General features: G+C 69.2%; 20 protein-coding genes and 1 tRNA gene. 11 read left to right on the top strand and 10 right to left on the bottom strand.

Features of this window, described 5'->3' with window-relative positions:
• The first annotated feature begins 28 nt into the window (after nt 1-28).
• Nucleotides 29-1,159 carry an ArsA family ATPase gene (gene bagB, locus I4J89_RS05580; RefSeq protein WP_196412808.1) on the top strand — a complete coding sequence of 377 codons (1,131 nt, stop codon included), beginning with the start codon at nt 29-31 and terminating at the stop codon, nt 1,157-1,159.
• A gap of 94 nt (nt 1,160-1,253) precedes the next feature.
• On the opposite strand, the gene I4J89_RS05575 is transcribed toward bagB, so the two are convergent.
• The gene (locus I4J89_RS05575; protein WP_041832981.1) at nt 1,254-1,556 is read right to left on the bottom strand and encodes a WhiB family transcriptional regulator; all 303 of its coding nucleotides are present in this window, start codon (nt 1,554-1,556) and stop codon (nt 1,254-1,256) included.
• A 331-nt stretch (nt 1,557-1,887) separates the two neighbouring features.
• Here I4J89_RS05575 and I4J89_RS05570 point away from each other — a divergent pair, with 331 nt between their 5' ends.
• Complete coding sequence (locus tag I4J89_RS05570) at nt 1,888-4,311, top strand: transglycosylase domain-containing protein (protein WP_196412706.1); 2,424 nt, start codon at nt 1,888-1,890, stop codon at nt 4,309-4,311.
• Between the two features lie 75 nt (nt 4,312-4,386).
• On the opposite strand, the gene I4J89_RS05565 is transcribed toward I4J89_RS05570, so the two are convergent.
• Entirely contained in the window at nt 4,387-4,839 is a 453-nt protein-coding gene (locus tag I4J89_RS05565) for a GatB/YqeY domain-containing protein (RefSeq protein ID WP_196412705.1), read from the bottom strand.
• Nucleotides 4,840-4,864: 25 nt separating this feature from the next.
• Here I4J89_RS05565 and I4J89_RS05560 point away from each other — a divergent pair, with 25 nt between their 5' ends.
• Both I4J89_RS05560 and I4J89_RS05555 read left to right on the top strand, forming a co-directional pair.
• Nucleotides 4,865-5,758 (top strand): metallophosphoesterase, encoded by an 894-nt coding sequence (locus tag I4J89_RS05560; RefSeq protein WP_196412704.1) that lies wholly within the window; start codon nt 4,865-4,867, stop codon nt 5,756-5,758.
• A gap of 73 nt (nt 5,759-5,831) precedes the next feature.
• Nucleotides 5,832-5,908 (top strand) — tRNA-Pro (locus I4J89_RS05555).
• A 98-nt stretch (nt 5,909-6,006) separates the two neighbouring features.
• Here the strand turns inward: I4J89_RS05555 and I4J89_RS05550 are convergent.
• The 5 genes from I4J89_RS05550 to I4J89_RS05530 form a co-directional block, all read right to left on the bottom strand.
• A complete protein-coding gene (locus I4J89_RS05550) occupies nt 6,007-6,189 on the bottom strand; it encodes a hypothetical protein (protein ID WP_196412703.1) in 183 nt (60 codons plus the stop codon).
• A gap of 11 nt (nt 6,190-6,200) precedes the next feature.
• On the bottom strand, nt 6,201-6,392 hold the full coding sequence (locus tag I4J89_RS05545; RefSeq protein ID WP_196412702.1) for a hypothetical protein: 192 nt from the start codon (nt 6,390-6,392) through the stop codon (nt 6,201-6,203).
• A 243-nt stretch (nt 6,393-6,635) separates the two neighbouring features.
• Nucleotides 6,636-7,412, bottom strand: a complete 777-nt coding sequence (locus I4J89_RS05540; protein ID WP_230858453.1) for a TIM barrel protein — start codon at nt 7,410-7,412, stop codon at nt 6,636-6,638.
• 2 nt (nt 7,413-7,414) lie between these two features.
• Nucleotides 7,415-8,443: a Gfo/Idh/MocA family oxidoreductase gene (locus tag I4J89_RS05535; RefSeq protein ID WP_196412700.1), complete on the bottom strand. Its 1,029-nt coding sequence runs from the start codon at nt 8,441-8,443 to the stop codon at nt 7,415-7,417.
• 326 nt (nt 8,444-8,769) lie between these two features.
• A complete protein-coding gene (locus I4J89_RS05530) occupies nt 8,770-9,039 on the bottom strand; it encodes a hypothetical protein (protein ID WP_196412699.1) in 270 nt (89 codons plus the stop codon).
• A gap of 150 nt (nt 9,040-9,189) precedes the next feature.
• Here I4J89_RS05530 and pyrE point away from each other — a divergent pair, with 150 nt between their 5' ends.
• A complete protein-coding gene (gene pyrE / locus I4J89_RS05525; RefSeq protein ID WP_196412698.1) occupies nt 9,190-9,714 on the top strand; it encodes an orotate phosphoribosyltransferase in 525 nt (174 codons plus the stop codon).
• 57 nt (nt 9,715-9,771) lie between these two features.
• Here pyrE and cutA read toward each other — a convergent pair whose 3' ends face one another.
• The 3 genes from cutA to I4J89_RS05510 form a co-directional block, all read right to left on the bottom strand.
• Nucleotides 9,772-10,101 carry a divalent-cation tolerance protein CutA gene (gene cutA / locus I4J89_RS05520; protein ID WP_196412697.1) on the bottom strand — a complete coding sequence of 110 codons (330 nt, stop codon included), beginning with the start codon at nt 10,099-10,101 and terminating at the stop codon, nt 9,772-9,774.
• A gap of 159 nt (nt 10,102-10,260) precedes the next feature.
• Complete coding sequence (locus tag I4J89_RS05515) at nt 10,261-11,328, bottom strand: aspartate-semialdehyde dehydrogenase (RefSeq protein WP_196412696.1); 1,068 nt, start codon at nt 11,326-11,328, stop codon at nt 10,261-10,263.
• Nucleotides 11,329-11,336: 8 nt separating this feature from the next.
• Nucleotides 11,337-12,602, bottom strand: a complete 1,266-nt coding sequence (locus tag I4J89_RS05510) for an aspartate kinase (protein ID WP_196412695.1) — start codon at nt 12,600-12,602, stop codon at nt 11,337-11,339.
• Between the two features lie 152 nt (nt 12,603-12,754).
• Between I4J89_RS05510 and I4J89_RS05505 the strand changes: the two genes are divergently transcribed.
• The 6 genes from I4J89_RS05505 to I4J89_RS05480 all read left to right on the top strand — a co-directional run bounded on the left by I4J89_RS05505 (nt 12,755) and on the right by I4J89_RS05480 (nt 19,107).
• Complete coding sequence (locus I4J89_RS05505) at nt 12,755-13,510, top strand: hypothetical protein (RefSeq protein ID WP_309238198.1); 756 nt, start codon at nt 12,755-12,757, stop codon at nt 13,508-13,510.
• A gap of 179 nt (nt 13,511-13,689) precedes the next feature.
• Nucleotides 13,690-15,417, top strand: a complete 1,728-nt coding sequence (gene leuA, locus I4J89_RS05500; RefSeq protein WP_196412694.1) for a 2-isopropylmalate synthase — start codon at nt 13,690-13,692, stop codon at nt 15,415-15,417.
• 72 nt (nt 15,418-15,489) lie between these two features.
• On the top strand, nt 15,490-16,131 hold the full coding sequence (locus I4J89_RS05495; RefSeq protein ID WP_196412693.1) for an HNH endonuclease family protein: 642 nt from the start codon (nt 15,490-15,492) through the stop codon (nt 16,129-16,131).
• A complete protein-coding gene (locus I4J89_RS05490) occupies nt 16,026-16,391 on the top strand; it encodes a hypothetical protein (protein ID WP_230858448.1) in 366 nt (121 codons plus the stop codon). Before I4J89_RS05495 ends, I4J89_RS05490 begins: the two co-directional genes overlap by 106 nt.
• A 52-nt stretch (nt 16,392-16,443) precedes the next feature.
• Nucleotides 16,444-17,499: a calcium-binding protein gene (locus I4J89_RS05485; RefSeq protein ID WP_196412691.1), complete on the top strand. Its 1,056-nt coding sequence runs from the start codon at nt 16,444-16,446 to the stop codon at nt 17,497-17,499.
• A gap of 36 nt (nt 17,500-17,535) precedes the next feature.
• A complete protein-coding gene (locus I4J89_RS05480) occupies nt 17,536-19,107 on the top strand; it encodes a beta-N-acetylhexosaminidase (RefSeq protein WP_196412690.1) in 1,572 nt (523 codons plus the stop codon).
• Nucleotides 19,108-19,149: the final 42 nt, after the last annotated feature.

Raw genomic sequence — 19,149 nt, 5'->3', positions numbered from 1 at the left:
GACGTCTTACTCTGGAGTAGTGGCTGAATTGACCGCACAGCGCCTCGACGTCGACGCGCTCCTCGCCGACCCGGCCATCCGCATCGTGGTGTGCTGCGGCTCGGGCGGGGTCGGCAAGACCACGACCGCCGCCGCCCTCGGCCTGCGCGCGGCCGAGGTGCACGGCCGCCGGACGGTCGTGCTCACCATCGACCCGGCCCGGCGCCTGGCGCAGTCCATGGGCCTCAACGAACTGGACAACACGCCCCGGCAGGTCAAGGGCATCGAAGCCGCGGCCAGCGGCGGCGAGCTGCACGCCATGATGCTCGACATGAAGCGCACCTTCGACGAGGTGGTCGAGCAGCACACCACACCGAAACGCGCGGCGGAGATCTTCGCCAACCCGTTCTACCAGGCCATGAGCTCGACCTTCGCCGGCACGCAGGAGTACATGGCGATGGAGAAGCTGGGTCAGCTGCGGGCCGGCGACGAGTGGGACCTGATCGTGGTGGACACGCCGCCGTCGCGTTCCGCGCTGGACTTCCTGGACGCGCCGGCCCGGCTCTCCCGGTTCCTCGACGGGCGGATGCTGCGCCTGCTGCTGGCCCCCGCCCGGACCGGCGGCCGGAGCATGTTCAGCCTGGTCACCGCCTCGTTCGGGCTCTTCTCCCGGGCGGTGCAGAAGATTCTGGGCGCGCAGCTGCTCACCGATCTGTCCGGCTTCGTCGCCGCGCTGGACTCGATGTTCGGCGGCTTCCGCCAGCGCGCCGACCAGACGTACCGGATCCTGCAGGACCCGCAGACGGCGTTCCTGCTGGTCGCCGCGCCGGAGCGGGACGCCGTCCGGGAGGCGGCGTACTTCGCGGAGCGGCTGGTGGCCGAGCGGATGCCGCTGAGCGGCCTGGTGCTCAACCGGATGCACCAGACCGAGCCGGCCGGCCTGACGGCCGACCAGAGCGAAGCCGCGGCCGATCAGCTGGACACCGACGCCGACCTGCGTTCAGCCGCGGACGTGCTGCGCATTCACGCGGCCCTGCTGCGGCAGACCGACCGAGAGGTACGCGTCGCCGCGACGTTCACCGACGCCTTCCCCGCGGTTCCCACGACTGCCGTCGCCGCGCAACCCGCCGACGTACACGACGTCGACGGGCTGCGGACGATCGGAGCATTGCTCGCGTGATCAGCGCGTGGTGAGCCTTTCCAACCTGCTCGGGCCGGCAGCATCCGGGCTGCCGCCCCGGCACGTTGGAAAGGTTCAGTGCTTGCTCGCCTGATCAGCGGGTGGAGACGAGCACCTTGTCGGCGCCCTTCTCCCGCAGTGCGGCCTCGAACATCTTCCGCCAGCTCGCCACATGCGGGTGACGGCGCAGTAGTGCCCGCCGTTCCCGTTCCGTCATGCCTCCCCAGACGCCGAACTCGATACGGTTGTCCAGGGCGTCGGCGAGGCATTCGTAGCGGACCGGGCAGCTGCGGCAGATCCTTTTAGCCACGTTCTGCTCGGCGCCCTGCACGAACAGCGCGTCAGGGTCGCCACTCTGACATGCCGCCATGCTGGGCCAGTCGCTGATCATCCCCACGGTTAACGTCCCCCCTTGCTTTTCACCCCCTGCGTCGACGCGGCCCCAAATGTCCCCCTGGGGTACAGACCCCTTTGCCGCGCAGACGCCGTGCGATGTCTCGCGGGACCATCATGCTCTGTAGTTGGGCGATTACGCAACGTTGTCCCTCAAATACGTATAGCCCGGTAGTTCCGGGCATAGCGGCCAGGGAGATGTGGCGGAACGGGGGTATCTTCGGAGCAGAAGCGGGAAGACACTCCGCCGAGCCGGGTGACACGTCACACTCTTATCGGGCGAGGTGGACCTTCTCGGCGGGCAGTCGCGTGCGTTGTTCGCGTACCCTGCTCGGGTGACCTCCTGGCTTCGCAGACGCGATCACAACATCTTCACGAACGCCACCTCGCTTTTGATATGCGGCCTGCTGGCCGGCGTGGTCGTGGCTGCCGCCGCGTTCCCGGCCGCGGCGATGACCGGACTCGCCGCCAAGGCCGGTGGTCAGACGTTCGCGAACCTGCCCAGTGAGCTCAAGGACTTCAGCTCCCCGCAGATCAGCCGGATCTACGCGTCCGACGGGCGGACCCAGCTCTCGCAGTTCTACGACGAGTTCCGCAGCGACGTGCCGCTGAAGGACATCTCCAAGAACATGCAGGCCGCGATCCTGGCCGCCGAGGACCGCAAGTTCTACGAGCACAACGGCGTCGACCTCAAGGGCGTCGCCCGCGCGTTCGTGGGCAACAGCCAGGGCGGCACCCAGCAGGGCGCCTCGACGCTCACCATGCAGTACGTGCGGATGTCGCTGGCCTACTCGGCCACCAACCCGCAGGAGGTCGTCGACGCGACCGAGGACAGCGCGAAGCGCAAGATCACCGAAATGAAGTACGCGCTCCAGGTCGAGAAGCAGCTCACCAAGGACCAGATCCTGGAGCGCTACCTGAACACCGCGCCCTTCGGCGGCGGGGCGTACGGGATCTTCGCGGCCAGCCAGGTCTACTTCAACAAGAAGCCGAAGGACCTGACCGTCGCCGAGGCCGCCATGCTGGCCGGCATGGTCAAGGCGCCGAGCAGCTTCAACCCGACCAAGCCGTCGGGACACGAGCAGATCACCGCCCGCCGCGACAACTACATCATCCCCGGCATGGTCGCGATGGGCGCGGTCACGCAGGCACAGGCCGACGAGGCCAAGAAGGTCAAGGTCCCCACCAAGATCAAGCAGATCGGCAACGGCTGCGCCTGGGTGTCGAAGAACTACTGGGGCTTCTTCTGCGACTACTTCTACCGCTGGTGGATGGAGCAGGACGCGTTCGGCGCGACCGAGTACGACCGTGAGCGCCGGCTGAAGAGCGGTGGCTACCGGGTGATCACCACGATCGACCTGGAGGGCCAGAAGGCCGCCCGTACCGAGGTCGCCAAGCGGCAGAAGGACGACAGCCAGAACGCGGTGCTGCTGGCCGGCATCGAGCCCGGCACCGGCAAGGTGCGGCTGCTCGCGGCGAACCGCAAGTACAAGCTCGACGACTCCGACAACCCGGAGAACAAGCTCTCCTCGGACCCGAAGAAGAAGGCCAAGGGCATCCGGGGCACCCACCCGAACACCACGAACCCGCTGCTCAGCGGTGGTGGCGACATCAACGGCTACCAGGCCGGCTCGGTGTTCAAGATGTTCACCATCGTGGCGGCCCTGGAAGCGGGCTATCCGCTCGGGTACACCATCAAGACCGACGCGCAGTACAAATCCAAGTACAAGGCCGGGTACGGCAGCTCCTCGGCATGTCCGGGCAGCGACCAGTGGTGCCCGAAGAACTCGGGCAAGGGCGTGGGCGTCTTCACCATGTGGAGCGCCTTCGCGAAGTCGATCAACACGTACTTCGTACCGCTGGAGGAACGAGCCGGCGCCGACAAGGTGGTCGCGGTGGCCAAGCGCTTCGGCGTCGAGTTCCGGGCCGGCTCGGACCGGCAGAAGGCCGACGACCCGGACGAGGCCCGGGGCTGGGGTGCGTTCACGCTCGGCGTCACCTCGTCGACCCCGCTGGACATGGCGAACGCGTACGCGACGCTCGCCGGTGACGGCATGAACTGCAAGCCGACCCCGATCGAGAGCATCACCACCAAGGACGGCGAGAAACTCGACGTCGGCAAGCCGCGCTGCATCCGGGCCACCCCCAAGGACGTCGCCCGGGCGGCCCTGGACGCGGCCCGCTGCCCGGTCGGCGACTCGGCCCAGATGGGCGCGTGCGGCGGTTCCACCGCCGGCGACACGAAGGGCATCGTCGGTCACCCGGTCTTCGGCAAGTCCGGCACCACCGACAACGACAAGACCGCCTCGCTGATCGTCGGCACCACGAAGCTGGTCGTCGCGGGTTACATGGTCAACCCGGACTACCCGGAGCACCGGGACCGGATGGACCACGACATCGTCAACCCGGCGGTGCAGCACACGCTCAAGGCGTACATGAAGGGCAAGACGAAGGAGCAGTTCAAGAAGCCGGGCAGCACCAAGATCGCGTACGGCGATCAGCGGTCCATCCCGAACGTCGAGTGTGACCCGATCGGCTCGGCCCGGGGCAAGCTGGAAAGCGCCGGCTTCGAGGTGTCGATCGGCAGCGAGGTGGACTCGAAGTGCCCCAAGGGCACCGCGGCCGGCACCAACCCGTCCGGCCGGACCATCAAGAACGGCGCCGTGATCATCGAGGTCAGCAACGGCAAGAACAACAAACCTGAGACGCCGGGTGGCACACCACCGGGCGGACCGGGCGGCGGGGGTCCCGGCAACTGACCCCAGGGACACCGGAAACGGGCGGGAGAGCTGATCTCCCGCCCGTTTTCGCGTACCCCCAAGGGGTTGTGGTCCTCAGCCCAGCTGGCGCCGCACCTCGGCGGCCACCCGGCCGCCCTCCGCGCGCCCCGCCACGGCGGCCTGGGCCGCCTTCATCGCCGGACCCATCTGGGCCTTGCCGCTGAAGCCGCCCGCGGCCAGCGCCTGCGCCACCACCTCGCTGATCTCCGCGTCGCTGAGCTGCTTCGGCAGGTAGCGGTCGAGGACGTCGCCCTCGGCCGTCTCCTTGGCCGCCTGATCGGTGCGGCCCGCGTCGGCGAAGGCGGTGGCCGCCTCCCGGCGCTTCTTCGCCTCCTTGGTCAGCACCGCCAGCACCTCGTCGTCGGAGAGCTCACGGGCCTCTTTGCCGGCGACCTCGGCGGTCCGCACGGCGGCCAGGGCCATCCGTAGCGTCGACGTGATCAGCTCGTCCCGGGACTTCATCGCGGCGTGCAGGTCATCGTTAAGGCGGTCTTTCAGCGTTCCCATGGATGGAGAAACTACCCTTGCCATCATGCGTAAGCGCTCCCTTATCTCGGCCACCGCCGCTCTGACCGCGCTGGGCGGCGCCACGTTCGCCTATGCCTCGCTGATCGAGCGCAACATGTTCACGCTCCGGCGCTTCGACGTCCCGGTGCTGGAACCGGACGCGGAACCGCTGCGCATCCTGCACCTGTCAGACCTGCACATGATGCCTGACCAGCGGCGCAAGCAGGACTGGGTGGCCTCGCTCGACGGCACCGACCCCGACCTGGTCGTGGTCACCGGCGACAACATGGCCTCGCCGCACGCGGTGCCCGGCGTCCTGCGCGCCCTGGCGCGCCTGCTGGACCGGCCCGGCGCGTTCGTCTTCGGCTCCAACGACTACCGCGGTCCGGTGTGGAAGAACCCGCTGCAGTACGTGTTGCCCGAGCGGGAGTACGTGCAGGGCGTCGAGCTGCCCGCGGACGACCTGCGTGCCGCCTTCGTCGACGCCGGCTGGGCCGACCTGAACAACGCCCGCTGCGTGGTGAAGGCCGGCGGCCGCTCCATCGAACTGGTCGGCGTCGACGACCCGCACGTCGACCGGGACGACTACCCCTCCGTCCAGGGCCCGATCAGCGCCGGCGCCGACCTGCACCTCGGCGTCACCCACACGCCGGCCTCCCGGGTCCTGGAGCCGATGGCCGCGGACGGCTTCGCCCTGCTGCTAGCCGGCCACACCCACGGCGGTCAGGTCTGCGTCCCCGGCTACGGCGCGCTGACCACCAACTGCGACCTGCCGCACGCCATGGCAAAGGGCCTGCACCGCTGGCCCGGCTCCGACGCCTGGCTGCACGTCTCCGCCGGACTCGGCACCCACCCGACCGCGCCGATCAGGTTCGCCTGCCGCCCGGAGGCCAGCCTGCTTACACTGATCCCGCGCTGACCTGCGGTTTCATGGTTCAGGGATACCGGTTGGCGAGGCTACTAAGGCGTCAGCTAGTATTTCTCTCGCAGCTCGGGGTGTGGCGCAGCTTGGTAGCGCGCTTCGTTCGGGACGAAGAGGCCGTGGGTTCAAATCCCGCCACCCCGACCACGTGGTTGCAGGTCAGGCCCGGTTCGCCGTTCAGGTGATCCGGGCCTGCCGCTTCTCCCCGGCCAGTTCGGGAGAAACTGGGAGAAGATCTTGCGCGATCACTTCTCCTCACCCTTCCGCAGTAGCTCGTCAGGGACCGCCACCGGCGAGCCGTCGGCGAGCTGCCGCCGGGCCTCCAGGGCGGTCTCCCACATCTCGGTCAGGCCCTCCATCAGCGTGTGCCGCATGCCCGCTGTGATGTGCGAGCAGCGCGCCTGCACCGATCCGTCGTCATGCCCCATCTGACTGTCCATCAGCTTCGACGGCGTGGTGTCCGGGCCGCGCCGTTGGCCAGGCCGTGACCCCGGAACGTGTAGGTCCGCCCGTGGCAGGCGCACGGCGTCGGCCGGGTCCGCGTGATGTGCTCGGCCAACAGCGCCGACAGGAACCCGGGTGTGTCCACCGTGCGCCGGGAGCCGTCCTTGGGCGGGCAGCGCTCGAACACGCCCGAGTCCCGAACTCGTCGTCACGGCCGGACAGCAGCCACGCCGCCGAGCCGCCGCGTTCACCGCGATCGACCGCGTCGCCGAGGATCAGATGCAGTCTGGCGTTATCGGACGATGATCAGTGACAGCTCCGGCTAGACGTCGTCAGGTGATGTAGAGGCTAGCCCGGGCGAGTCGCCTCCGAGGCTGAGATCAGGGCCCGCACTTACGAGCCAGCCGATCCAGACGGGCGGTGACCTCGACTAGGCGAGGGTGAATGCGGCGCGGAACCGTTCGAGCGCTTCTTCTGAGTCGCCGGAGGCCCAGGCCTCGAGGCCAACGACGCCGGTGTAGTCGAGCCGGTTGAGGGCGGCCGCGACCGCCGGATAGTTGATCTCGCCGGTGCCCGGCTCGCAGCGACCCGGAACGTCGGCGACCTGAATCTCGCCGATCAGCGGCAGGGCGCGCTCCACGAGCTCGATCAGGTTTCCCTCGCCGACCTGTGCGTGGTAGAGGTCCAGATTCAGCCGTAGGTGCGGGCTGCCGATGGCCTCCACAAGGGCAACGGTGTCCGCTGCGCGGGCAAACGGGGTGCCGGGATGATCGACTGCGGTGTTGAGATTCTCCAGGGTGAACACCCGCCCCGCCCGTTCACCCAGCTCGGCGAGCCGGGTCAGGGTCCGGGCGGCCTGTAACCACATCGCCGGCGTGACCACCTGCGAGGCCACCACCGGCAAGCCCCTGTTATCCAGCCCGGTGCCGTGCACGTTCAGACGCGGAGAGTCCAGCTGCTCGGCCACGCGCAGGGACTGCTCGGCGGTGCGCAACAACTCGTCGGCGCCGGCAGGGTCGGCCAGCGTGCCGCGAATGTAGCCGGTCATCGAGGAAAATCGGGCTCCAGTCTTGGCCAGGGCGTCGATGTCCTTCGTCGTCCAGTCCCAGATCTCAACCTCGAACCCGAGGTCGGCGATGCGCCGCACCCGCTCGTCGAACGGCAGGTCCAGGAACACCATCTCGGCGCACACCGCCAGCCGGAACATGCTCACTTCCCCACCTTCTCGATCCGAACCGGACCACCGGAGCGCACCGACTCGGCGGCAGCCAACGCGATCGCGAGCGCAGCGCGGGCGTCCTCACCGCCCACCGGGGCCGGGGCCTGGGCTCGGAAGGCGTCGACGAACGCCGCCAGCTCCGCCACATAGGCGTCGGCCAGCAACTCCTGGTCGCCGCGGACCGTCTCGGCCAGCCGGCCGGATGCGCCGGAGAAGACCATCCCGGTCCGGCCGGCACCGCCCATCGTGGCCATCCCACCCGAGCCGAACACCTCGCCGCGCACGTCGTAGCCATATGCCGCCTCGAAGCAGGCCTCGGCGACTCCGGTCGCCCGGTTGTCGAAGCGGACCACCACCACCGCGGTGTCCAGGAGACCCCGGTCACGCCACTCCGGCTCGACCAGCGCGTCCGCAGTCGCGTACACCTCTACCGCCTCGGCACCCGGATTGAGAAACCGGAGCGCGTCAAAATCATGGATCAGCGTCTCGTTGAAGATCGTGTCCAGGGGCACCCGAGACGGGTCGAACCCGCCCGGGTCGCGGGTCACCGACCGCAGCAACCTCGGCGTGCCCAGCCGGCCGTCGTCAAGCAACGCGCGGGCAGCGGCCCAATCCGGAGCGAACCTCCGGTTGAACCCGACCTGCAACACCACACCGCTCGCGCGGGCCGCGTCGATGGCCCGGTCGGCGTCGGCCAGGGTCAGCGCCATCGGCTTCTCGCAGAACACTGCCTTGCCCGCGCCCGCCGCCGCGACGACCAACTCGGCGTGGAACCGGGCTGGCGCCGCGATCACCACCGCGTCCACCTCAGCATCGGCGAACACCTCGCCCGCATCGGTGTACGCGCGTGGCACGCCCAGCGCCGCGCCCAGCCGCTCGGCGGCGCCCGGCGCCGGGTCCGCGACGGCCACCAACTGCGCTCCGGGCAGGCGACGACCGACCGTCTCGCCGTGGAACGAGCCCATCCGCCCAGACCCGACCAGGGCCACCCGGACAGGACGGGTTTCAACGCTAGTCATGCCCTTCACCTTGCACGGTGGTCAATCGATGCGCTACCGACAGCTGAGCCGTCTAGCGGCATGTGCCACCCATGTCCTGAGACCAATCTGTCACGGAGGTCATGGGAGAAGATCTTGCGCCCATCCCCCGGAACCACCAACGCAGACCAACGGTGACCAAGACCGCTAGCAGCGCATATAGACGATCGACCACGTCGACCAAAGAGCCGAGCCTCGTTCGGGACGAAGAGGCCGTGGGTTCAAATCCCGCCACCCCGACCACGATGTTGCAGAAAGGCCCGGCTCATCGAGCCGGGCCTTTCGCCGCATTGGTCACGGCGCGGCCTTCAGAGAGCGAGCTGCGGGCCCACCGTGCGGGGGGCCATCTGCTGGGGTACGGCGTACGGGCCGAGCATCGTCTCCACGACCGGGGCGATGGAGGGGCGATCGCCGAGCTGCATGAGCCGGGTGGCGCGGGCGAGGGAACCGGTCTCGCCGTCGCGGAAGCCCTCCCGGTAGCCGCGCTCGTAGCGTTCGCCCCGGCCGAGGGCGCGGCCGAGGGCGAAGCAGGAGGAGCCGGCAAGGGCGAGTAGGAAGAGCATCGCGAAGGGTGTCACAGAACTTTCCTTCCGGGCGCAAGCCGCTAATTACGCGAAACCTACCCCAAACAGACATACTGTGCGGTATTGAGCAGATCAAGTACGCCAACGGGTGACCGCCCGGGGCGCCGTGCCGGCTCGGTCGGCGGCCTGACAAGCTGGGACCTTGTGACTGACTCCGACCTCGCCCGCCAGGTTCGCAGTGTGAGCCGGCTGACCGGCGAATTCACCCTGCGCTCCGGCCGTACCGCGACCGAATACTTCGACAAGTACCAGTTCGAGGCCGACCCGGTTCTCCTCGACAAGCTGGCCGAGCAGCTCGCCGTCCTGATCCCGGAAGGCACCGAGGTCCTCGCCGGACTCGAGATGGGCGGCATCGCCGTGGTCACCGCCCTCGCCCGGCACGCCGGCCTGCCCACCGCCTTCGTCCGCAAGCAGGCCAAGCAGTACGGCACCGCCCGGCTGGCCGAGGGCGCCGAGGTGGCCGGCCGCCGCGTCCTGATCGTCGAGGACGTCGTCACCTCCGGTGGCCAGGTCGTCCTCTCCACGAAGGATCTGCGCAAGCTGGGCGCGCACGTGGACCACGCGGTCTGCGTGATCGACCGGCAGGAGGGCGGCGCGCAGGCCCTGGCGGCCGAGGGCATCACCCTGCGGGCGCTGCTGACCCGCGCCGACCTCGACGCCGTCGCCTGAGCGACCGCGCAGTCTGGCCGCGTGCGGAGTTCGGGTTCGGACTCCGCACGCCGGCCTTCAGGCCGCGGCGGTCTCCTCCAGCACCCAGGCAACATACGCCGGGTTCGCGGCCAGCACGGGGAGGGCGAGCACGCACGGTACGTCGTACGGGTGCTCGGCATTCGCCCGCTCGACGATCCGATCGACAAGCGCGACCCGGGTGTGCAGGGCAACCCGCGCCTCCGGGTCGTCCTGGATCGCGCCGTCCCAGCGATAGATGGAACGGATCGCCGCCACCTGCTGTCCGCACGCGGCCAGCCGGTCGGTGACCAGGCGGCGGGTGAACTCGGCCAGCCACTCCGGATCGGCGGCCGTGATCACGACCTCGCAGATGTCGGTCCCGCTCATGGCGACACCCTAACCGCCTGCGGTGGTGGGTTGGGCCCGGCCACGTGCATGGGCCCGGCGGTCGCGGTGGGGCCCGGAGCGGGCTGCCAGCCGGCGCGGGAGAGCGGGGACGGTCCGGATTGATCGGGACGGCGCTGACCCGTACCGATGAAATCGCGCCTAGCTCTCGCCGCGCTTGCTGATCTCGGCGGCGATCAGCTCGGCGATCTGCACCGTGTTCAACGCCGCGCCCTTGCGCATGTTGTCGCCGGTCACGAAGAGGGAGAGCGCGCGCGGATCGTCCATGGCCCGGCGGATGCGGCCCACCCAGGACGGGTCGGTGCCGACCGCGTCGATCGGCATCGGGAACTCGCCGGCCTCCGGGTCGTCGACCAGGATGACGCCGGGGGCGTTGCGCAGCACCTGGCGTGCGCCGTCGGCGGTGACCTCGGAGGCGAAGACGGCGTGCACGGCGACCGAGTGGCCGGTGACCACCGGAACCCGCACGCAGGTGGCGGCCACCTTGAGCGCCGGAATGCCGAGGATCTTGCGGGACTCGTTGCGGAGTTTCAGCTCCTCGGAGGACCAGCCGAGGTCGGCGAGCTGGCCGGACCAGGGCACCACGTTGAGCGCGAGCGGAGCCGGGAACGGGCCGAGGTCGTCGCCGACCGCCTGGCGTACGTTGCCCGGCCGGGAGCCGAGCAGCCGGTCACCGGCGACCTTGGTGAGCTGGTCGTGCAGGGTGTCGATGCCGTACTGCCCGGCGCCGGACGCCGACTGGTACGAGGCCAGCACCAGTTCGCGCAGCCCGTACTCGTAGTGCAGGGGCGCGACCGCCATGATCATCGCGGCGGTGGTGCAGTTGGCGCTGGAGACGATGCCGCGCGGACGATACCCGGCCACCTCGCGGTTGACCTCGGGCACCACCAGCGGGACCTCGGGGTCCATCCGGAACGCGGACGAGTTGTCCACCACGATCGCGCCGCGGGCGACGGCGACCGGCGCCCACTGGGCGGACACGTCGTCGGGCACGTCGAACATGGCCACGTCGACGCCGTCGAACGCCTCGGCCGTCAGCTCACGCACCACCAGCTGCTCGCCGCGGCAGGTCAGCATCTTGCCGGCCGACCGCGCCGTGGCGATCAGCCGGATCTCGCCCCAGACGTTGCGCCGGGAGGAGAGCAGCTCGAGCATGACCGTCCCGACGGAGCCGGTGGCTCCGACGACGGCGAGCGTGGGCGACGGCATCGGCCGGATTACCGGCCGGTGCCCGCGTAGACGACCGCCTCCTCGTTACCGCCGAGCTCGAACTGATCGTGGACGGCGCGCACCGCCGTGTCCAGGTCGGTGTCCCGGCAGACGACGGAGACCCGGATCTCGGAGGTGGAGATCATCTCGATGTTGACGCCGGCCGCGCCGATGCAGGCGAAGAAGGCCGCGGCGACACCCGGGTGCGAGCGCATGCCCGCGCCGATCAGCGAAACCTTGCCGACGTGGTCGTCGAAGAGCAGGCTCTTGAACTTGATCTGGTCCTTGATCTTGTCGAGCGCGCCCATCGCGTCCGGCCCGTCGGCCTTGGGCAGCGTGAACGAGATGTCGGTGCGCCCGGTGCCCTCGGTGGAGACGTTCTGCACGATCATGTCGATGTCGATGTTGGCCTGGGCGACGGTCTCGAAGATCCGACCGGCGGCACCGGGCTCGTCCGGCACACCCACGATCGTGATCTTGGCTTCGCTGCGGTCGTGCGCGACCCCGGTGATCAGTGCCTGCTCCACGTCGAGGTCCTCCATCGATCCGGTGACGAGCGTGCCTTCTTTGTTCGAGTACGAAGAGCGTACGTGGATCGGCACCCGGAAACGGCGCGCGTACTCCACGCATCGCAACATCAGCACCTTCGCCCCGCCGGCCGCCAGCTCCAGCATCTCTTCGTAGGTGATCTTCTTGATGTGCTTGGCGTTCGGGACGATCCGGGGGTCGGCGGTGAAGACGCCGTCCACGTCGGTGTAGATCTCGCAGACGTCGGCGTGCAACGCCGCGGCGAGCGCGACCGCGGTGGTGTCCGAACCGCCGCGACCGAGGGTGGTGATGTCCTTGGTGTCCTGTGACACGCCCTGGAAGCCGGCGACGATGGCGATCGCGCCCTCGTCCAGCGCGGTCCGCAGGCGGCCGGGAGTGACGTCGATGATCCGGGCCTTGCCGTGCGCCGAGGTGGTGATCACGCCGGCCTGCGAGCCGGTGTAGGACCGGGCCTCGTATCCCAGGTTGTGGATCGCCATGGCGAGCAGCGCCATCGAGATCCGCTCGCCGGCGGTGAGCAGCATGTCCAGCTCGCGGCCGGGCGGCAGCGGGCTCACCTGATTGGCCAGGTCGAGCAGCTCATCGGTGGTGTCACCCATCGCGGAGACGACGACCACGACGTCGTCGCCGGCCTTGCGGGCGGCCACGATGCGCTCCGCCACGCGCTTGATGCGCTCGGCGGTCCCGACCGATGAACCACCGTACTTCTGCACCACAAGAGCCACGGTGAACCAATCCTTGAGGCTAGACAGTCGCAACCACCCTAGCGGCGCCTCCGCTGCTGCTCGACAGGCGATCCCAGAATCCGGCCGCGGCGGGCGCGACACGCCGGAGTCACCAGAGCGCCGCGTCGCGCCGATGGGTGAAGAATGTCGCGGTGCGCCTTTTCGCGTTGACCGCCGCCCTCTTGATCATGGGCCTGGGCGGATGCAGCGCCGACACCCCGGAGGCGGCACCCCCGTCGGCGTCCCCGCAAGCGGAGCCGGCTGCCGACGCCCGCGACGCGCTGGCCGGCCTGGCCGCGCTCGGGCAGGACCTCAAGTACGCCGCTCTCTACACGCTGGACGTCGGCGACGGCGCACCCCGCAACGTCATCGCGACGGTGGCCAAGGACGGCAGCTGGCGGGTCGACATCCCGAACGGCGCGCTCGGCGGCACGACCGGGGTCTCGGTGGTACGCAATGCCAACGGCGTGTACCAGTGCACCCTCTCCACGCCGACCAACCCCGTCGCGTCGGTCTGCGTACGGGTCGCCGACAAGGGCGAGCGGGTGCCCCGCAAGTACGACCCCAAGGTGCAACGCCTCTTCCGGCAGTGGCTCTCGGTCTTCACCGACCGGCAGGCCGCCCTGGCGGTCTCCGCGGTGCAGCCGCTGCCCGGCGCGCAGGGCAGTTGCTACGCGGTCGACTCGGTCTCCGCCTCGCTGGACGCGCCGGTCGACGTCGGCATCTACTGCTACTCCCCGGAGGGTCTGCTGACCGCGGCCCGGGTCGAGTTCGGCGTGCTCAAGCTGGTCAATCAGGTCGACGGTCCGGACACCGTGCCGCTGCCCGGGCCGGAGGTGGCCGGCCAGCCGATGGGAATGAACAGCCCGCCGCCGGTGGTGCCGCCCAGCCTCGCCCCGCCCGCCTGAGTCCCACGATCCGGGCGATTGGTTCGCCACCCAGAAGTCGATCACGTAACGTGTTTGGCGACATGTGGCACGCGTTTCTTCTTCTTCGCTGCCGCGACGAGGCCCCATTCCAGGCCGGCACCTCGTCGCGGAGTTGATGCACGCCGCCTGCTCGTCTTCGTTTCGACAGGAGCAGTCACATGTCCACCAACCCGATTGAGACTCAGCGGCCCAGCTCGATGCCCTTTCAGCGCTACGAGCCGTACCAGAAGCAGTTCAACATCTCGCTGCCCGACCGGCAGTGGCCCACCCGCGTGGTCGAGAAAGCTCCCCGCTGGTGCGCGGTCGACCTGCGCGACGGCAATCAGGCCCTGATCGACCCGATGTCCCCGGAACGCAAGAAGCGCATGTTCATGCTGCTGGTGAAGATGGGCTACAAGGAGATCGAGGTCGGCTTCCCGGCCGCGAGCCAGACCGACTTCGATTTCGTACGCCAGCTGATCGAGCAGGACCTGATCCCGGACGACGTCACGATCCAGGTGCTGGTGCAGTGCCGCGAGCACCTGATCGACCGGACTTTCGAGTCGATCCGCGGCGCCAAGCGGGCCATCGTGCACTTCTACAACTCGACCTCGACGCTGCAGCGGCGTGTGGTGTTCGGCCTGGACAAGGACGGCATCACCGACATCGCCACCACCGGCGCCCGGCTCTGCCAGAAGTACGCCGAGATCCACACCCCGGACACCGAGATCTTCTACGAGTACTCGCCGGAGTCGTATACCGGCACCGAGCTGGAGTACGCGCTGGAGATCTGCTCCGCGGTCATCGACGTGATCGACCCGACCCCGGACCGTCCGCTGATCATCAACCTGCCGGCCACCGTCGAGATGGCCACGCCGAACGTCTACGCCGACTCCATCGAGTGGATGCACCGCAACCTGCCCCGCCGGGACAGCATCGTGCTGAGCCTGCACCCGCACAACGACCGGGGCACCGGGGTGGCCGCCGCCGAGCTGGGCGTGCTGGCCGGCGCCGACCGGATCGAGGGCTGCCTGTTCGGCAACGGCGAGCGGACCGGCAACGTCGACCTGGTCACCCTGGGGCTGAACCTGTTCTCCCAGGGCATCGACCCGCAGGTGGACTTCTCGAACATCGACGAGATCAAGCGCACCGTGGAGTACTGCAACCAGCTGCCGGTGCACGAGCGGCACCCGTACGCGGGCGACCTGGTCTACACCGCGTTCTCCGGCTCGCACCAGGACGCCATCAAGAAGGGCTTCGCCGCGCTGCAGGCCGACGCGGACGCCGCCGGGACGGATATCGACTCCTTCACCTGGGGCGTGCCCTACCTGCCGATCGACCCGAAGGACCTGGGCCGCACCTACGAGGCGGTCATCCGGGTCAACTCGCAGTCCGGCAAGGGCGGCGTGGCGTACATCATGAAGGAGGAGCACAAGCTCGACCTGCCGCGGCGGCTGCAGATCGAGTTCTCCGGCGTGGTGCAGCACCACACCGACGAGGAGGGCGGCGAGGTCAACCCGCAGCAGATGTGGGAGTACTTCGCGGCCGAGTACCTGGTCGAGCACCAGGGCTCCACCGCCTTCAAGGTGGAGAACTACAGCACGGCCACGGTCGACGGGAAGGTCGAGATCGACGTCGAGGTGTTCCACCGCGGCGTGCGGCGGCCGCTGGTCGGCGTCGGTAACGGCCCGATCGCCGCGTTCCTGCAGGCCATCGAGCCGCTGGGGATCAACGCCCGGGTGCTGGACTACTTCGAGCACGCGCTGACCTCCGGCGGCGACGCACAGGCCGCGGCGTACGTCGAGGTCGAGGTCGGCGACCGGACGGTCTGGGGCGTCGGCATCGACGCCAACATCGTGAGCGCGTCGATCAAGGCAGTGACAAGCGCGGTCAACCGCGCGCGCTGAGATTTCACCCGGCCGCGTGCCGCCCGTCACCCCGGGCGGTCACGCGGCCGTGATCTTGGGTACGAGCTGAGCATGCCTACGCTGGGAAACGTGCCCCCTCGATATCTTCCCCTTCCCCTTCTTCTCGCCGCCGCACTGCTCGCCGGCTGTGAAGTGGCCGACGCCGGCCCGGCTCCGGAGTCCACCGATTCCGCGGACGCCGTCGCCACACTGGACACGTTGACCGTGGCCAAGGCCGGCTCTATGCGGGGCTACACCCGCGAGAAGTTCCCGCACTGGCGGGACACCGGCGAGAACTGCGACGTACGGGACACCGTCCTCAAACGCGACGGCGACAAGGTCAAGTTCTCCGGTTGCAACGTGGTCGCCGGCACCTGGGACAGCCTCTACGACGGCAAGGTGCTCAACTCGCCGACCAAGGTCGACATCGACCACATGATCCCGCTCGCGAACGCCTGGCGCTCCGGCGCCTCCTCGTGGAACACCGCGAAGCGAGAGGATTTCGCCAACGACCTGGACCGGCCGCAGCTGATCGCCGTTTCGCAGACCTCCAACCGGGCAAAGGGCGACCAGGACCCGTCCACCTGGAAACCGAGCGCCCGGGCGAGCTGGTGCTCGTACGCCGCGGACTGGATCGAGGTCAAGAGCTACTGGAAGCTGACCATCACCAGTGCGGAGAAGGACGCGCTCACCGACATGCTGGAGACCTGCTGATGGCCGAGGCGAAGAAGAGCAGAACCACCGACATCACGGCGGGACCGGGTGGGGTGATGACCGATGAGGTGGGTGTGGTGACCGGTGAGCTGACGCTGCGCAGCGCGCTCTCCGGCGGCAAGGTCGTCCTGAGCGTCCAGTACAAGGACGCCGAGGAGTGGTACGCGGTGACCGGCGGCCGCGCGCTGCTGAAGGACCCGTCCGGGCTGGAAGCGGTGCACACGATCGCCGTCGCGTTGCTGAACCGCCCCGAGGGTTGACCGTCACCTTTAGACTCCCCGCACACGACGCGCACACGGGGGAGGGATTCGCATGCCCGGATTCGTTCGGCTTGCTCAGGTCGGCGTCGCGCTGCTCACCGCTGCCGGGATCGGCGCGGTCGCCGTTCCCGCGCAGGCGGCGAGCACCGGCATCGCACGCGTCAAGGGCGGTGACGAGGTCCACTACATCGCGGGAAGCAATCTCACCAACAAGGTGGTGGTGACCCGTTCCGGCCGGGTGGTGACGATCGACGACCGGGTTCCGATCCGCGCCGGGGCCGGCTGCAAAGCGGTCAAAGGCGACCGGACCAAGGTCCGGTGCACCGTGCGGAACAAGTCCGTCTCGGGCAAGACCGTCGTTGTCCAGCTCGGCAACAAGAACGACTCGTTCATCAACCGGACCCCCTTCAGCTCGATCGGGTACGGCGGCAGCGGCAGCGACTCGCTCACCGGTGGCCGCGGCGCCGACCACTTCCGCGGCGAGTCCGGCAAGGACAAGCTCGTTGGCGCGGGCGGCCGCGACCTTCTCTACGGCAACGGCGGCGACGACCGGCTCTCCGGCGGCGACGAGCGGGACAGCGTCCACGGCGGCAACGGCAACGACGTCATGACCGGCAACAACGGTCCCGACCTGCTGAACGGCGGGCCCGGCGACGACAATCAGTACGGCGGCGCGGGCGACGACGACTTCTGGACCTGGGGTTCCGGCACCGACGGCGCCGACCTCTACCTCGGTGGCTCTGGCCGGGACAAGATCCAGTACATCGCACGGACCCAGCCCATCCGGGTCGACCTGGACGGCGCCAAGGGCGATGACGGAGCCGCGGGCGAACACGACACCGTCGGCGCCGACATCGAGGACATCCGCGGCGGCTCCGGTGACGACATCCTGGTGGGCAACGGATCCGCCAACCGGCTCGACGGAGTTCTCGGCAACGACCGGATCTTCGGCGGCGACGGTCGCGACCAGCTCCTCGGCGACTCCGGCAACGACTACCTCAGCGGCGAGGACCCGACCGGTGACGTTCCCGACGTGCTGGACGGAAGTATCGGCACCGACGTGTGCCGGGTCTTTCCGGCAGACGTCGCCACCGGCTGCGAGGGCTGACCCACCCGTTTGATCTTCATGGATACGGTCTGAGAGATGCGTATCCGCCTGGTGCCCGTCCTGGCCGTGATCGTCCTGAGCCTGCCGCTCACCGTGACGACCGCTTCGGGCGGGCCCAAGCCGATCCCTCTCCCGATCTCGCTGGCCACCGTCATCCCGGCGCCGGCCGAGGCCGAGACGGAGACCGAGGGCTTCCGGCTCGGACCGGAAACGGTGATCGGTGCCGCCGGCGCGGCCCGGCCGATCGCCGAGCAGCTCGCCGCCGCCCTGCGCCCGGCCACCGGCTACGAGCTGCCGGTACGCTCCGGGGCGGCCGGGATCGATCTGCTGCTCAACAAGGGTGCCGATCAGCGCCTCGGTGACGAGGGCTACGCGCTGACGGTCCGGCCCGGTGGGGTCGAGTTGCGCGCCAACCGGCCCGCCGGGCTCTTCGCCGGGGTGCAGACGCTGCGCCAGCTACTGCCGCCGGAGATCGAGGCGGACTCGGTGCAGCAGCGGGACTGGGTGCTGCCGGGAGGACGGATCGTCGACCGGCCTCGGTACGCGTACCGGGGCGCGATGCTCGACCTGGCCCGGCACTTCCACACGCCGGCCGAGGTCAAGCGGTACATCGACCAGATCAGCCGCTTCAAGATCAACCATCTGCACCTGCACCTCGCCGACGACCAGGGCTGGCGGATCCAGATCGACAGCTGGCCCCGGCTCGCCACGGTGGGCGGGGCCGAGGGCACCGGTGTGCGCGGCATCGGCGGCGGCTACCTCACCAAGGCCGACTACCGCGATCTGGTCCGGTACGCCGCCGAGCGGTTCGTCACGATCGTCCCGGAGATCGACATGCCGGGGCACGTCAACGCGGCCCAGGTCGCGTACCCGGAACTCACCTGCGACGGGGTGGCGCCCCGGCCCCGGATCGACATCCGGGTCGGGTACAGCTCGCTCTGCGCCGGCAAGGAGATCACCTACCGGTTCGCCGAGGACGTGATCCGCGAACTCGCGGAGATGACGCCCGGGCCGTACCTGCACATCGGCGGCGACGAGGCGCACTCCACGCCGCACGCCGACTACCTCGCCTTCCAGGAGCGGGTCCTGCCGCTGGTCCGCAAGCACGGCAAGATCCCGGCCGGCTGGCAGGAGATCGCTCAGGCACCGGCCGCCCGCGACGACGCGGTGGTGCAGTACTGGAACCACGAGGGCGCGACCGCCCCGGTCGTCGCGGCCGCCGGTTCCGGCGCGAAAGTGCTGCTCTCCCCGGCGAACAAGGCCTACCTTGACATGCAGTACGACCTGCTCACTCCGGGCGGGCTGCACTGGGCCGGGACGATCGAGGTACGGACCGCCTACGACTGGGATCCCGGAACGCTGCTTTCCGGCGTACCGGAAGAATCGATCTTGGGGGTTGAGGCGCCGTTGTGGTCGGAGACCTTGCGCGATCTCGCCGACCTCGAGTTCCTGGCGTTTCCGCGCCTGGTGGCGCTCGCCGAGCTGGCGTGGTCGCCGCGGGCGACCCACGACTGGGATTCGTTCCGGATGCGGCTCGGCGCCTACGGTCCACGCTGGACCCGGCAGGGGGTGCGATTCTACAGTTCGCCACAGATCCGCTGGTCCTGACCTGCTTGCATCGTCCGTCTACGATCTGGCCGACTCCCACGT

The organism is Actinoplanes aureus (genome assembly GCF_015704865.1).
Lineage (GTDB): Bacteria > Actinomycetota > Actinomycetes > Mycobacteriales > Micromonosporaceae > Actinoplanes > Actinoplanes aureus.
This window is presented reverse-complemented; position numbering and strand designations above follow the sequence as displayed.